Annotated in this window: 13 protein-coding genes and 1 pseudogene; 4 read left to right on the top strand and 10 right to left on the bottom strand. The window is 64.8% G+C overall.

The genetic code is table 11. The annotated features are described in order from the left end of the window. A pseudogene (locus VOI29_RS14595) lies at positions 1-239 on the bottom strand (cell division protein FtsW); the annotation flags it as partial. A 235-nt stretch (positions 240-474) separates the two neighbouring features. Here VOI29_RS14595 and VOI29_RS14590 point away from each other — a divergent pair. The 3 genes from VOI29_RS14590 (at position 475) to VOI29_RS14580 (ending at position 2,520) form a co-directional block, all read left to right on the top strand. Beyond that, complete coding sequence (locus VOI29_RS14590) at positions 475-1,656, top strand: NAD(P)/FAD-dependent oxidoreductase (protein WP_323779998.1); 1,182 nt, start codon at positions 475-477, stop codon at positions 1,654-1,656. Between the two features lie 77 nt (positions 1,657-1,733). Then, positions 1,734-2,027 (top strand): putative quinol monooxygenase, encoded by a 294-nt coding sequence (locus VOI29_RS14585; protein ID WP_323779996.1) that lies wholly within the window; start codon positions 1,734-1,736, stop codon positions 2,025-2,027. A gap of 4 nt (positions 2,028-2,031) precedes the next feature. Then, the gene (locus VOI29_RS14580) at positions 2,032-2,520 is read left to right on the top strand and encodes a MarR family transcriptional regulator (RefSeq protein WP_323779994.1); all 489 of its coding nucleotides are present in this window, start codon (positions 2,032-2,034) and stop codon (positions 2,518-2,520) included. Here VOI29_RS14580 and murD read toward each other — a convergent pair. The 9 genes from murD to VOI29_RS14535 form a co-directional block, all read right to left on the bottom strand. After that, entirely contained in the window at positions 2,498-3,898 is a 1,401-nt protein-coding gene (gene murD, locus VOI29_RS14575) for a UDP-N-acetylmuramoyl-L-alanine--D-glutamate ligase (protein WP_323779990.1), read from the bottom strand. The two genes, VOI29_RS14580 and murD, sit on opposite strands and share 23 nt — an antisense overlap. Before the next feature lie 465 nt (positions 3,899-4,363). Beyond that, complete coding sequence (mraY, locus tag VOI29_RS14570) at positions 4,364-5,446, bottom strand: phospho-N-acetylmuramoyl-pentapeptide-transferase (RefSeq protein WP_323779987.1); 1,083 nt, start codon at positions 5,444-5,446, stop codon at positions 4,364-4,366. Positions 5,447-5,468: 22 nt separating this feature from the next. After that, the gene (locus VOI29_RS14565; protein WP_323779984.1) at positions 5,469-6,869 is read right to left on the bottom strand and encodes a UDP-N-acetylmuramoyl-tripeptide--D-alanyl-D-alanine ligase; all 1,401 of its coding nucleotides are present in this window, start codon (positions 6,867-6,869) and stop codon (positions 5,469-5,471) included. After that, positions 6,866-8,353 (bottom strand): UDP-N-acetylmuramoyl-L-alanyl-D-glutamate--2,6-diaminopimelate ligase, encoded by a 1,488-nt coding sequence (locus VOI29_RS14560; RefSeq protein ID WP_323779981.1) that lies wholly within the window; start codon positions 8,351-8,353, stop codon positions 6,866-6,868. The genes VOI29_RS14565 and VOI29_RS14560 overlap by 4 nt, the downstream gene beginning before the upstream one ends. A gap of 19 nt (positions 8,354-8,372) precedes the next feature. Then, positions 8,373-10,157, bottom strand: a complete 1,785-nt coding sequence (locus VOI29_RS14555; RefSeq protein ID WP_323779978.1) for a penicillin-binding protein 2 — start codon at positions 10,155-10,157, stop codon at positions 8,373-8,375. Next, the gene (ftsL, locus tag VOI29_RS14550) at positions 10,154-10,504 is read right to left on the bottom strand and encodes a cell division protein FtsL (RefSeq protein WP_323779976.1); all 351 of its coding nucleotides are present in this window, start codon (positions 10,502-10,504) and stop codon (positions 10,154-10,156) included. Before ftsL ends, VOI29_RS14555 begins: the two co-directional genes overlap by 4 nt. Beyond that, complete coding sequence (rsmH, locus tag VOI29_RS14545) at positions 10,501-11,493, bottom strand: 16S rRNA (cytosine(1402)-N(4))-methyltransferase RsmH (protein WP_323779974.1); 993 nt, start codon at positions 11,491-11,493, stop codon at positions 10,501-10,503. Before rsmH ends, ftsL begins: the two co-directional genes overlap by 4 nt. A 3-nt stretch (positions 11,494-11,496) precedes the next feature. After that, a complete protein-coding gene (gene mraZ, locus VOI29_RS14540; protein ID WP_084013787.1) occupies positions 11,497-12,000 on the bottom strand; it encodes a division/cell wall cluster transcriptional repressor MraZ in 504 nt (167 codons plus the stop codon). 839 nt (positions 12,001-12,839) lie between these two features. Next, a complete protein-coding gene (locus VOI29_RS14535) occupies positions 12,840-13,904 on the bottom strand; it encodes an Mrp/NBP35 family ATP-binding protein (RefSeq protein WP_323779970.1) in 1,065 nt (354 codons plus the stop codon). A 361-nt stretch (positions 13,905-14,265) separates the two neighbouring features. On the opposite strand from VOI29_RS14535, the gene VOI29_RS14530 reads away from it, so the two are divergent. Next, positions 14,266-14,475: a DUF1127 domain-containing protein gene (locus tag VOI29_RS14530; protein ID WP_323779968.1), complete on the top strand. Its 210-nt coding sequence runs from the start codon at positions 14,266-14,268 to the stop codon at positions 14,473-14,475. Positions 14,476-14,778: the final 303 nt, after the last annotated feature.

The raw sequence follows: 14,778 nt of genomic DNA, 5'->3' as shown, positions 1-14,778 counted from the left end.
GTGACCAGCATCGCCGCCAGCGCCGTCAGGCCGAACACCGCCTGCCGCTGCACATAATGGAAATTTCCGAACCCGTTGCGCTCTGCCAGCGGCACCGAGGCCGCCAGCCCCAAGAGCAATCCGATCACGAACAACATCAGGACGCAGGACATCGTCCATTTATCCAGCGTCCGCCACCATTTGGGAAGAATCGGCTCACCAGCCTGCACGGGAACCGCGCCATAGACCATCTCAGTCATGGGAATACCGCCACTATATGCCTCGTTCCGCCCCATTTTTCGGGGTCTCCCTGAAACTGTAACGAAACGTGAGCCGCTGCGCCAGAAAAAGAACACAGTTCGGCAAAAATCCACCACACCGCCCTGCTGGCATCTTGACAGGCGGGATGCCGCCGTCCGGCAGCGGCGATCCGCAAATCCCCGCTTGCCCGGTCTTCCCCTTGCGCCGGCGCCGGTTCCATGGTCGATGCGCGCCATGCAGATAAACACTTTGATTCTCGGCGCCGGCGCGGCCGGCATGATGTGCGCACGCTATTCGGGCGGCAGCACTCTGGTGATCGACCACGCCAAGGCGCCGGGCGAGAAGATCCGCATCTCCGGCGGCGGCCGCTGCAACTTCACCAACATGTATGCGGAACCCAAGAACTACCTCTCCGCCAATCCGCACTTCTGCAAATCGGCGCTGGCCCGCTACACCCAATGGGATTTCATCGAACTGGTGGACCGCCACGGCATCGCCTGGCACGAGAAAACCCTGGGCCAGCTGTTCTGCGACGGCTCCTCGAAACAGATCATCGCAATGCTGGTGGAGGAAATGCAGCAGGCCGGCGCGGACCTTTGGCTGCAGACATCGGCGGAAAGCGTTGAACGGACCGCTGCGGGCTTCACCGTCAGGCTCCTGCGCGAGGGCAAGGTGCAGACCGTCACCTGCCGCAATCTGGTGCTGGCCACCGGCGGCAAATCAATCCCCAAGATGGGTGCCACCAGCCTCGCCTATGACCTCGCCCGCCAGTTCGGGCTGGAGCTGACGGAGACCCGCCCGGCGCTGGTCCCCTTCACCTTCCCGGACGGCCGTTTCCAGCCGCTGGCCGGCGCCGCCCTGCCCGCGCGGCTGTCGAACGCGCGCACCTCCTTTGACGAAGCACTCTTGTTCACCCACCGCGGCCTCTCCGGCCCTGCGGTGCTGCAGCTTTCCTCCTACTGGCGCGAGGGGGAGGAGATCACAGTGAACCTGATCCCCCAAACCCCGCTCTTCGACCTGCTGCGCGAACAGCGCCAGACCGAGGGCCGCCGCGACCTGACAACGGAACTCGCCCGCCACCTGCCTGCAAAGCTGGTGGATTTCCTGAAACCCCAGCTGTCCCTCAAGGGCCGTCTGGCCGATCAGTCCGACGCCGCGCTGGCCGCGCTGTGCGAGGCCTTGCAAAACTGGCGCCTGCTGCCCTCCGGCACCGAGGGCTACCGCACCGCCGAAGTCACTCTCGGCGGCATCTGCACCGACGGCTTGTCCTCCAAAACCATGGAGGCCAAATCCGCCCCCGGCCTCTACGCCATCGGCGAGGCAGTTGATGTCACCGGCTGGCTCGGCGGCTACAACTTCCAATGGGCCTGGTCATCGGGTTTTGCCGCAGGCACCGCCATCGCCGCCACCGGGTAGATTTTGCTCTCCACCTCTTGATCTGCGTGCGCTTCATGTCCATTTAGTTATCATGGTAACGTAAATCGGAGTTTTCCATGACCACTGCCTTTCAGCTATTTGCCAAAATTACCCCCAAGCCCGAACATATGCAGGACGTGCGCGACAGCCTGCTGGCCATACTGGCACCGACACGGGCAGAACCCGGCTGTCGCAAATTCCTGCTGCTCGAAAGCCGCGAAGCCGACTGTCTCTACCTGGATGAGGAATGGGCCAACGATCAGGCGCTGGCGGATCATTATGCCCAGGACTATATCACCCCGCTGTTTGCCAAATACGAGCAATGGCTGGCCGCGCCGGTTGAGGTCCACAAAATGACCCAACTGGGCTGATACTTTGTTTTTCCTGAAAGACCTGCCCTCGCAGCAGATGGTCGACGCCTATGCCACAGCACATGGCGCCGATCCTGCCCGCATCAGCGGTGCACTGGTGATGATGCGCCGCGCCAGCCTGCTGATCCGCAACCTGGAAAGCTATTTCGCGGACCACGGCCTGTCGCAGCTGCGGTTTCTGGTGCTGATCGTGATCGACCGCGAACCCCGGCACCAGTCTCTGTCACCAGTCGAAATCGCTCAGCGGATCGACGTCTCTAAGCCGGTGATGACCCGCACCCTGCACTCGCTGCAACGGGACGGGCTGATTGCAACGACCGCCGACACCAGCGACCGCCGCTCCAAGCAGGTGGCGATGACGGCAGCGGGCCAGCAAAAACTACAGGCGTGCCTGCCCGGCTACTTCCGCATCCTGTCGGATGAAATGTCCGGCCAAGGTGTGGCTTGCCCGACGACACCTGACGGATTTCTCAGCCCTTCAGCCGCGCGGTAACCTCGGCGGTGAAATCCTCGCCGCGCTGTTCGAAGTTGTCATACTGGTCGAAACTTGCCGCCGCCGGCGCCAGCAGCACGGTGTCGCCCGGCTGCGCGTCCTCCATGGCGCGCGCCACCGCCGCCGCCATGGTGGTGCAGACTTCGGCCTCCACCTCCAGCTGCAGCGCAAACCCCGCCGCCTCGCGGCCGATCACATAGGCTTTCACCACATTGCCGGCCTGCCCCTGCAGTGCCTCCAAGCCGCCGTCCTTCTCCAGCCCGCCGCAGATCCAGCGGATATTCTTGAACGCGCTCAACGCCTTCACCGCACTGTCCACATTGGTTGCCTTGCTGTCGTTGACATAGCGCACGCCGCCGCCTTCGGCGATGGTCTGGCTGCGGTGCGGCAGGCCGGGAAAGGTCGCCATCGCATCGCCGATCAGACGCGGCGCCAGCCCCAGAGTGCGCGCCGCCGCATAGGCCGCGCAGGCGTTCTGATGGTTATGCGCCCCCGGCAGACCAGTCATCCCCCGCAGATCGATCGAGGCCGCCTGCCGCCCCTTGCGGTACTCGCTGAGAAAGCCTTTGCGGGCAAAAACCTGCCAGCCCGGCCCGGTCAGCTTGCGCGCGGCGGAAACCCGGATCACCCGGTCATCGCCTGCCGCTTCCGACAGCTGTCCAGCCAGAAACAGCCCCTCGTCCTCGTCAATGCCGATCACCGCGCGGTCCGGCCCGCCCTCGGCAAACAGCCGCCGCTTGGCCGCGAAGTAACCGCCGATGCCGCCATGCCGGTCCAGATGATCCGGGCTGAGATTGGTGAACACCGCCACATCCGGCGTCAGCGCCCGGGCCAGCTCAGTCTGGTAACTTGACAGCTCCAGCACCACCACGCCGCCATTGCCCGGCGGATCTATGTCCAGCACGCCGCGGCCGATATTGCCCGCCAGCTGGCTCTCGCGGCCCGCCTCCTGCAGGATGTGGTGCAGCAGCGCCACCGTGGTCGACTTACCGTTCGACCCCGTCACCGCCACCACCCGCGGCGGCTGGTCATGCATCTGCCATTCGGCGTCAGCAAAGGAGCGGAAGAACAGCCCGATATCATTGTCCACCGGCACCCCGGCCTCCATTGCCGCGCGGATCACCGGATTGGGCCTGGGGTAAAGATGCGGGATCCCGGGCGAGGTGATCAGCGCTGCAACCCCGTCAAAGCCACCGCCCTTGTGCAGGTCGCGGCAGCTGAAGCCCTCCGCCTCCGCCGTCTCCCGCGCGGCTGGGTTGTCGTCCCAGCAAACAGGTTCCGCCCCGCCCGCCCGCAAGGCGCGCGCTGTCGCCAGCCCCGAACGGCCCAGCCCCAGCACCGCCACCTGCGCGCCTTCATATCCTTTGACCGGGATCATCGCCTGCCCTCATCCTGATGCATTTACTTCTGCGGCACATTGCACAGGTGCAAGCCGGGCTTCAAGCACCCGGCACGGGCTTCAGGCCCGTGCCGGACCCAACAATTGGCAGGCAGGCAAAGCCTGCCGAAATTGGCGGGAGCACCGCCCCTGCCGTTGCACACCCGCCGTACGCTGCCCTCACCGCATTTTCACTCCAACGGGCTACGCTCCAGCCGTTGCAACAACACGACCAGGAGACCGGCCCCCTCAGACCACCTCCTCATTGGGTGCAGGGCGGGTCCGCATAGGCCGCTAGACGGACATGGCCTCTGACAAAGGCCATCCGATGCTCCGCCCTCTTGGCGGCGCCGCCTTCTTCGCAAAGACAAACCGCGCCAAGCCTGAAGCCCCGCGCGGTTCATATAGAGGAAAAGAGTTGCACCACCCGCCGGAAACTCAGGCGCGGCGGGCAAACGCCGTGGCCTAGCGCACCTTCAGCGTCGCAAGGCCGATCATCGCCAGGATCAGCGAGATGATCCAGAACCGGATCACGATCTGCGGCTCCGCCCAGCCCTTCTTTTCATAGTGGTGATGGATCGGCGCCATTAGGAACACCCGGCGCCCGGTGCGCTTGAAGTACAGGACCTGAATGATCACCGACAGCGCTTCGACCACGAACAGCCCGCCGACGATGGCCAGCACCAGCTCATGCTTGGTGGCCACTGCAATAGCGCCGAGTGCTCCGCCCAAGGCCAGCGAACCGGTGTCGCCCATGAACACAGCCGCCGGCGGCGCGTTGTACCACAGGAACCCCAGGCCGGCGCCAAACAGCGCCGCGCTGAAAATCAGGATCTCGCCGGTGCCGGGCACATAGTGCACGTCCAGATATTCGGTAAAGTCGACCCGCCCCACCGCATAGGCAATCACCCCCAGCGTGCCGGCCGCAATCATCACCGGCATGATCGCCAGCCCGTCCAGCCCGTCGGTCAGGTTCACCGCATTGGCGGCGCCGACAATGACGCAGATCGAAAACGGCACATAGAACAGGCCAAGATTGATCAGTGTGTCCTTGAACACCGGCAGCGCCAGCTGGTTCTGCAGGGCCTCCGGGTGGAACCGCGCAGCCAGAACCGAGCACAGCGCCGCAATCGCGATTCCCAGGGCCAGCCGCAGTTTGCCCGACACCCCGGCGGTGGTCTGTTTTGACACTTTGGCGTAATCATCGGCAAACCCGATCAGCGCAAAGGCCAGCGTCACCAGCAGCACCATCCAGACAAAGGGATTGTCAAGCCGCGCCCACAGCAGCGTCGACGACAGCAGCGCGCCGACGATCAGCAGCCCGCCCATGGTCGGCGTGCCCGCCTTGGAAAAATGCCCTTCCGGCCCGTCATCGCGGATCGGCTGGCCCTTGCCCTGTTTGCGGCGCAGCACATTGATCAGCGGCTTGCCGAACAAAAAGCCAAAGACCAGCGCAGTCATAAAGGCGCCGCCTGCGCGGAATGTGATATAACGGAAGAGGTTGAAAACATCCCCCCCGTCCGACAAAGCGGTCAGCCAATAGAGCATCCTGGCCCTTCCCTCGTTCTGCTTACGCGTTTTCTTGTTTGCGGCCGGAGTGACCCATTTCGCGGATGCCGTCAACGATCTTGGCCAGGCTCATGCTGAGCGACCCCTTGGCCAGCACGATGTCGCCGCCCCTGATTTCACCTGCCAGGCCGGGCACGGCCTCAATGCTGGTGCCGTACCATCCGCCGCGTTTCCCCTCCGGCAACGCATCATGCAGCGCCTGCATCAGCGGGCCGATGCAATGGATCTTGTCGATGCCTTCCACCGCCTCCAGATCGGCCAGCCCGGCGTGCAGCTCATCCTCCTGCGGGCCAAGCTCCTTCATATCGCCCACATAGGCGATCCGCCGCCCCGCGCCCGGGGTCGCCGCCAGCACCGCCAGCGCCGCCGCCATCGAGGTCGGATTGGCGTTGTAACTGTCGTCCAGCAGGGTGGCCTCTCCGCTGTCCAGCCGGATGGTTTCACGCACGCCGCGGCCTTTGACCGGCGACCACAGCGCCAGGCTTTCCACTGCACGCGCGGGATCAGCCCCCAGTGCCTCGACACAGGCCAGCGCGCCCAGGGCGTTCATCGCAAAATGCGCGCCAAGCGATTGAATATGCAGCTCCAGCGCGCGGCCGCGCGCGGTGGCGCGGGCCACGGTTTCCTCGCCCTCGATGCGGGCAGAGTGCAGCCTGTAGTCTTCGGCGCTTTTGCCGAACCAGCGGGCGGCTGCCCCCAGATCCGATGCCGCATGCCGCAGCACGTCCGCCTCGGCAATATCGGCGTTCAGCACCGCAACACCGCCCGGCTCCAGCCCCTGCATGACAGCGGCCTTCTCGCGGGCGATGTCCTCGACGTTTTCAAACGCCTCAAGATGCACCGCAGCCACGGTGGTCACCATCGCCACATGCGGACGGGCCTGCAGTGCCAAGGGCGCAATCTCGCCGGGATGGTTCATGCCGATCTCGATCACCGCAAATTCGGTGTCGCGCGGCATCCGGGCCAGGGTCAGCGGCACCCCCCAATGGTTGTTGTAGCTGGCAACAGCGGCGTGGGTGCGGCCCTGATCGGACAGCATCCGCGCCAGCATCTCTTTGGTCGAGGTCTTGCCGACCGAGCCGGTCACCGCAACGAGCTTCACCTGCGAACGCGCCCGCGACGCCCGGCCGAGGGCCTCCAGACCGGCCTGCACGTCGTCCACGATCAGCAGCGGCGCATCGGCGGGAACGCCTTCGGGAATGCGGGACACCAGTGCCGCGCCCGCGCCCTTTTCCAGCGCCTGCGCCACGAAATCATGGCCATCGCGCGCGGCCTTCAGGGCCACGAACATATCGCCCGCTTCAAGGGTGCGGGTGTCGATCGACAGGCCGCTGACAGCCCAGTCGCCCTCTGTGCGCCCGCCGGTGGCAGCGGCGGCCTCTGCCGCGGTCCAAAGCGTCATGCGATCCTCCCGTCCAGCGCGGCCGCGGCAATGCTGGCCTGTTCCACATCGTTAAACGGCAGCACCGTGTCGCCCACGGTCTGGCCGGTCTCATGCCCCTTGCCGCAGATGATCAGCGCATCGCCCGGCCCCAGCAAGTCAGCCCCGCGCAGGATCGCCTCGGCGCGGTCGCCGACCTCGATGCAGCCGGGCGCGCCGCCCTTCACCGCAGCCCGGATCACCGCCGGGTCCTCGCTGCGCGGATTGTCGTCCGTCACGATCACAACATCGGCATTGTCATGCGCCGCCTGCCCCATCAGCGGCCGTTTGCTGGTGTCGCGGTCGCCGCCTGCGCCGACGATGGCAATCAGCCGGCCCAGCACATGCGGGCGCAGCGCCTTGATGGCACTGGCGACAGCATCCGGCGTATGGGCGTAATCGACAAACACCGCCGAGCCGTTGTCCCGCTCTGCCGCCAGCTGCATCCGGCCGCGCACCGTGGTCAGATGCGGCAGGGTTTCAAACACCCGCTCCGGATCCTCGCCGCCGGCAATCACCAGCCCGCAGGCCAGCAGCACGTTTTCCGCCTGAAAACCGCCGATCAGGTTCAGGCGCAGCTGATAGGGCTTGTCGTGCCAGGAAAACCGCATGTCCTGGCCGGTGCCGTCATAGCGCAGACCCATCAGGCTGAGATCGCCAAGGCCCCGGCCCACGCTGATCACCTCTTGCCCGCGGGCGGCGGCCACGGCGCGCATTTCAGGCCCGCGCGGGTCATTCATATTGATTACCGCAACCCCCTCCTCCGGCAGCACCCGGCGGAACAGGCCCGCCTTGGCGGCGAAATAGGCGTCAAACGTCTCGTGATAATCCAGATGGTCCTGGGTGAAATTGGTGAATCCCGCCGCCGCCAGCTGCACCCCGTCCAGACGGCGCTGGTCCAGCCCGTGCGAGGACGCCTCCATCGCCGCATGGGTCACCCCTGCCGCGGCGGCCTCAGCCAGGGCGCGGTGCAGGGTGACCGGTTCCGGCGTGGTATGGGCCAGCGGATAGCTCCAGGCGCCCTCGATACCGGTGGTGCCCATATTGACCGCCTCATGGCCCAGCTCGGTCCAGATCTGGCGCACAAAGCTTGCCACCGATGTCTTGCCGTTGGTGCCGGTGACCGCAACCACGGTCTGCGGCTGGCCGCCGAACCACAGCGCCGCGGCGTAGGCCAGCGTCTGGCGCGGATCCTCCACCACCACCAGCGCGGCGTGGCTTTCGTCCAGAATCCTGGCGGCGATTCCGGCGCCTGCGGCATCGGTCAGAATGGCAGAGGCGCCCAGTTCCAGCGCCGCGGGGATGAATTTGGCCCCATGCACCTGACTGCCGGGCAACGCCGCAAAAAGATACCCCTGCCGCACCTCGCGGCTGTCCACTGCCAAACCGCGGATCTGCGGGTCGGCGCCGCCGCGGGCGGTCAGCCCCAATTGGCTCAGGGGCTGGTCTGGTCTGCTGCTGCTCATGGCGGCCCTCTGCCCTAATTCAGTTCGAGGTGAGGGTTATACCAGTCACCTCTGCAGGTTCAACTTGCGGACGCAGCCCCAACAGCGGCGCGACCCGGCCGATCATCTCGGCCGCCACCGGGGTGGCGGTCCATCCTGCCGTCCGGCGCTCCTTGCCATGGGCAATAACGGACGGTTCGTCCAGCGTCACGATCAGCACGTATTTCGGGTCATGTGCCGGGAAAATAGAGGCAAAAGTGGCAATCACCTTGTCTTCGTAATAGCCGCCGCGGGGCTTGGGCTTGTCGGCGGTGCCGGTCTTGCCGCCGACCTGATAGCCTTTGACCCGGGCAAAGGATGCGGTGCCTTCACTGACCACCTTGCGCAACATCTTGCGCGCGGCGGCGGCGGTGCGTTCGCTCAGCACCCGTTCACCCGGCTGCGGTCCCGTCTGTTTCAGAATCGTCGGCGCCACATAGCGGCCGCCATTGGCAATCGCCGCATAGCCCGCCGCCAGATGCATCGGCGTGGTGGAAATGCCGTGGCCGTAGGAAATAGTCATCGCCGACAGCTCGGACCAGTTGGCGGGCAGCAGCGGTTTGCCGCCCTTGGCCTCGGAAATCTCGAACGGGGTCGGCTCCAGCATGCCCAGGGTGTCGAGGAAGCTTTTCTGCCGCTCCACCCCGATCTGCTGCGCCAGACGCGCGGTGCCGATGTTGGAGGATTTGACGATGATCTTGGTCACCGTCAACTCGTTGCCGTAATTGCGGAAATCGCTTATCGCAAAGCGGCCCCAGCGCAACGGCCCGCGGGTGTCGATCACCGTATCGGCGCCAACCAGCCCCAGCTCCATCGCTTGCGCCGCTGTGAAGATCTTGAAGGTGGAGCCCAGCTCATACACCCCCTGCACCGCGCGGTTGAACAGCGGGCTATCGGAGGGATCGAAGCCGGAGGTGGGCGGACGCGGCCGGTCATTGGGGTCGAAATCCGGGAAGGACACGATCGAAATCACCTCTCCGGTATGGACATCCATCAGGATCGAGGTCGCGCCTTTGGCATTCATCAGCTTCATGCCGCCATACAGCACCTGCTCGGACGCGGCCTGCACGGTGAGGTCCAGCGACAGCTGCAAAGGCTTGCCCGCGTTGGCCGGATCACGGAGGTAATCGTCGAACTGGCGTTCGACACCGGCAACGCCGATCACCTCGGCGGCATTCACGCCCTCCTTGCCGAATCCGGCGCCGCCCAGAACATGGGCGGCCAGGCTGCCGTTGGGGTAAAGCCGCATCTCGCGCGGGCCGAACTTCAGGCCGGGATCGCCGATGTCATGCACCGCCTGCAGCTGCTCGGGGCTTATTTTCTTCTTCAGCCACAAGAACTTGCGCTTGCCGGTGAAATCCTTGATCAGCCGGTCTCGGTCCAGGTCGGGGAAGATCTGCACCAGTTTATCGGCGGCGCCCGCAGGGTCGATCATCTGCGGCGGCTGGGCATAAAGGGAGTGCGTTTCGAAATTGGTGGCCAGCAGGCTGCCGTTGCGGTCAACGATATCGGCACGCTGCGCGGCGATGACGCTGCCCGCGGCGCTGGCCACGGGTTCCGCCGGCTCGGAGACCGCCGTCATCCCCATCCGCGCGGTGATGGCACCGAAGGCGCAGACAAAGAACAGCCCCAGCACCAGCAGCCGCCCCTCGGCGCGCTGGCGGGACTGCACCTGCATCTCCTGATGGCGCAGGCTGATGTTTTCCGCCTCGATCACATCCGGGTTTTCACCGGTTGCACGGGCATGCAGAACCCGCGCCAGCGGGCGGAGCGGGGTGCGGATCATGGCTGGCTCCTCAGGTTCAGCCCCGAAACCTCAACACCTTCGGTGATCACCAGCTCTTCGGGTTCAGGATATGAAACCTCATCCACCCGGCCGAACTGATCCGGGCGCAGCGGCAGCAGGCCCAGGCTGTCGAAATTGATATCCGCCAGCTCGCGCAGCCGCTGCGGGCGGTTGAGATAGGCCCATTCGGCGCGCAGCACGCTGAGCCGCACCTGCGCCGCACCGATCTGCTGCTGCAGGGCACGGGTTTCCTTCAGCACCTGCTGGGTGGCATAGTTTTCGCGGTAGGCCCAGAAGGCGAGGCCAAAGACGGCCAGGCAGGTTGCGGCATACAGCAAAGTCTTCATTTGCGCGCCTCTTTGAGCTGCGGCATTCCAAGGTCCTTGGCCGAGATCGGCCCCGGTTCCGCCCCGGTGCGGCGCCCGACCCGCAGACGGGCGGAGCGGGAGCGCGGGTTTTCCGCCAGTTCCTGATCGTCCGGACCCACGGCCTTGCGGGTGACCAATTCGAATTGGCTGGGGGTTTCCGCCTGTTCCGGTGCATAGCGGTTGGCGCGGCCGGTCTTGCCCGCGCGGTGCTGGAAGAAGCGTTTGACCATCCGGTCCTCGACCGAGTGGAACGTCACCACGGCCAAGAGCCCGCCGGGTTTCAGCGCGCGCTCGGCGGCCAGAAGGCCCTCGAACAGCTCGTCGTATTCGGCGTTCACCGCGATGCGCAGCCCCTGAAAGCTGCGGGTCGCCGGGTGCGACTGGTTCGGCTTGGGGCGCGGCAGGCAGGACTCAATGATCTTCGCAAGGCGCAGAGTCGTGGTGATGGGTTCGATCGCGCGCTCGCGCACGATCGCCTTGGCAATGCGGCGGCTGGCGCGTTCTTCGCCGTAGTGGAACAGGATGTCGGCAATCTGCACCTCGTCCAGCTCGGCGATCAGATCGGCGGCGGAGGGCCCCGACTGCGACATGCGCATATCCAGCGGGCCGTCCCGCATGAAGGAGAAGCCGCGCTCGGCCAGGTCCAGCTGCATCGAGGAGACACCAAGGTCCAGCACCACGCCGTCGAGATCCTGCGCATATTCATCCATGCGCGAGAACACACCCTGCTGCAGGATCAGGCGGCTGCCGTACGCCCCTGCCCAGGGTTTGGCCATCTCAAACGCCAGCGGGTCGCGGTCGACGCCGGTGACTTCGTCTGCGCCGGCCTCAAGCAGGCCGCGGGTATAGCCGCCTGCGCCGAAGGTGCCGTCCAGCCAGCGGCCCGAAACCGGGGCCACGGCCTGCAGCAGCGGCCGCAGAAGGACGGGAATGTGGGGACCATTGGCAGCATCTTGGTCCTGGGTCATGGGTCAAACGCCTCCGGCGCCATCTAGGAATTCCAGCGGATCGAAATCCTCGGGCAGGTCTTCCATCAGTTTCTCGGCTTCCGCCATTTCGACCTCTTCATAGGTCTCGGGCTTCCAGATCTGGAAGGTGTCGCCAGACGCTATAAAGAAGGCCTCGCCCTCCAGGCCGATCTTCTGCCGCAGCTTGGCAGGCAAAACAAGGCGGCCGGTCTCATCCACATTTGTCGGCAAGGATTGGCCGTTGAACATGCGTTCAAGGATCTTGCGCGGCTTGGAGCCGCGCGGCAGCGCCGCGATCTTGGCGTCCACCTCGTCGATGGCTTCCATTGTATAGCATTCAAGAAACTGGCGGCGGTGATCGCCGTAGACGATGACCAGTTCGGGGCTGTCGCCGGATTTCCAGTTGGGATCGGCGGCCTCCAGCACACGGCGAAAGGAAGCCGGAATTGACACCCGCCCCTTGCTGTCCACCTTGTGGTGGCTTTCGCCTCTGAACCTGCGGCCCAATCTACCGTCCCTTTTCGCGCGTCCCTCGCGTTAAACCGTTCCCCAGAATGAAAAGGGGCGGGTTGATCTGCTGCCACTGATCAACCCGCCGCCTTGGCCCGCTATGCGGGATGTCCGACTGCGCACGCCACCTGGGGGGATGTCTGCTCGCCCGCGCGCCGGATCTCTTTGGTCGATGAAAGCGAAGGCCTGTATGAAACCTGCTTGTTTTGTTTTGGCTTGGGGTCGTTTGGCGCCCCGTCCCTCGTCTCATTCGATGTAGTAGGGATACTATGGGAATTGATGGCACCGCAACTGTTTTTTGCGGGAAATCGTCGGGCGACTGACAACAACGGCAGGGATTCGCAAGAGATTCGTGAGTAAATTAGGGCAAAACTGCGAACTTGTTGTGCGTTGGTGGCCTGGAAGCACCATATATAGAGGTGAGTTGCACTTACAATTTTTCTCCCATAGTTTCCCGCGATTCCACTAGAAGAGACCCATCATCTGCGGGTATTCCCCTTATGTTCCTCCTCCACCACTAGTGGACCGCCGGGAAATCCCGATATCAGCACTTCAACAGCACGTGATTCGCGCGCCAAAGAGGCGGAGGAGGCAATTCGGGCCATAATTTCCCATGACGCCCATGAATTCCCGCCGGTCCCGTGAATTCCCAGTTGCCCCCCCCTGCCATCCCGCCGGTCCCATACCGCCCCATGCGGGGCCGGCCGGCCCGCAGCCCCCGAACCGGGCGTAAAATCCCACCTGCGCCCAAGCTAAGGGGGCAACAGCAAAAGGCCCGCCAACGCGGCGGGCCATCCGGGACTTTATAGAAAGAGTGAGACAGAGGCCCGCGGGGGTCAGGCCATGCCGCCGCCGATCAGGCCTTCGGCAATCCGCGCATAGGCCATGGCCATCGGCCCCTCGCCCGCAGCGATGGGCGTGCCGCTGTCGCCGGCCAGGCGGGTTTCCAGATCGATCGGCAGAGCACCCAGGAGCGGCAGCCCAAGCGCCGCAGCTTCAGCCGCGACACCGCCATGGCCAAAGATGTGATGCTCACCGCCGCAGTCCGGGCAGGTGAAGAAAGACATGTTCTCGATCAGACCCAGAACCGGGGTTTTCAGCGTCTTGAGCATGTCCATCGCCTTGCGCGCATCCAGCAGCGCCACATCCTGCGGGGTGGAGACGACGATGGCGCCGGTCAGTTCCGTCTTGGTGCAAAGCGTCAGCTGCACATCGCCGGTGCCGGGCGGCAGGTCGACGATCAGCACGTCCAGCTCCCCCCAGTTCACCTGCCCCAGCATCTGCTGCAACGCCCCCATCAGCATTGGACCGCGCCAGACCACCGCCTTGCCCTCCTCCAGCATGAAGCCGATCGACATCAGGGTGACGCCATGGGCGTGCAGCGGTTCGATGATCTTGCCATCGGGACTGGCGGGACGCCCGGCCGCACCCATCATCCGCGGCTGGGAGGGGCCATAGATGTCGGCATCCAAAAGACCGACCTTGCGCCCCTGCTTGGCCAGCGCCACGGCAAGGTTGGAGGAGACGGTGGATTTGCCCACCCCGCCCTTGCCGGAGGCAATTGCCAGGATCCGCTTGACCCCCGCGGGTTTCAGCGGCCCGGCCTGCGGTTTCGGGTGGCCGCCGACCTTGAGGCTGGGCGCCGGCTGTTGCGGCGCATGGGCGGTGAGCGCAGCCGAGACGGTCTCGACCCCGTCAAGCGCCAGCACTGCAGCCTCGGCCGCTTTGCGCAAAGGCTCCATCAGCTTGGCAATCTCGGGGCTGGGCGCCTCGATCACAAAGCTGACCTTGCCGCCCTCGACGCGCAGCGCGCGCAGCATGCCGCGCGACACCAGCGTGCCGCCATCCGGCAAGGCGAGCCGCTCCAATGTTTCGCGAATCCGATCCTGAGTGACCGCCATGACTGCTCTCCTGCGTGTTTTCTGGCCCGTATATATGTGTCCGCCCTGCACCTTGGAACCCGTCATGCGTGATTGCCGCAGCCCCGGGCCAAGGGCCATGGGCCGCATCTGTCAACTGGGCGCGCCGCCAGCCATGCGCAGACTGCAGCCCGGCGCCCGGTATTTATACAGCTGCGCAAATTCCCGCCGAAATTTGCGCCCCTTTACAAAGGCATACCCTAGGTCACCCATGCAATTGCTGCATAGCAGCATTGCCGTTTCACGGGATTGCGGCTCCACGAAAGATCTTTAAATTAATCCTCAAGAGACGCCGGGATGGCGTCAGGCGAATGACGGAACGACTGGACGAGGAAACGGAACCATGGCTGCAGCACATCAAATCTCCGCGGCGAGCGTGGCATCCCCGGCTGGCATTCTGGACGCGCTGATGGTGAAATTCAGCCGCTACCGGTTGTACCGCAAGACCGTCAGCGAACTGTCGGCATTGTCGGGGCACGATCTGGCGGATCTGGGCCTGCACCGGTCCGAAATCCAGCGCGTCGCCTATCAGGCCGCTTACGAGAACAACTAATAGAGATCAGGCCTTTTCTCCTCCTCCCTTGAAGGGCCTGTACTACGCGGTGGCATCCTCCTCCTCCCTGATGCCGCCGCACCTATACCGGTTAACAGCCGGGCTTGAATCACCGGGATCTCCTCCTCCCTGAATTCCGGTGTTTGACAGAACGGCGGTGCCCCTCCTCCCTGGGTGCCGCCGTTTTTGCGTTCTGCCCCCCGAACAGCTCTTCCCGCCGGATGCAGGCACCTGCAGCCAGGCCCCTGCCTGTTCGTTTTGCGCAAACTTTTAAGGACGGGGCGGCGCAGGCGCGGCGGGCAG

It is taken from the genome of Leisingera sp. (genome assembly GCF_034669605.1).
Classification (GTDB): domain Bacteria; phylum Pseudomonadota; class Alphaproteobacteria; order Rhodobacterales; family Rhodobacteraceae; genus Leisingera.
This window is presented reverse-complemented; position numbering and strand designations above follow the sequence as displayed.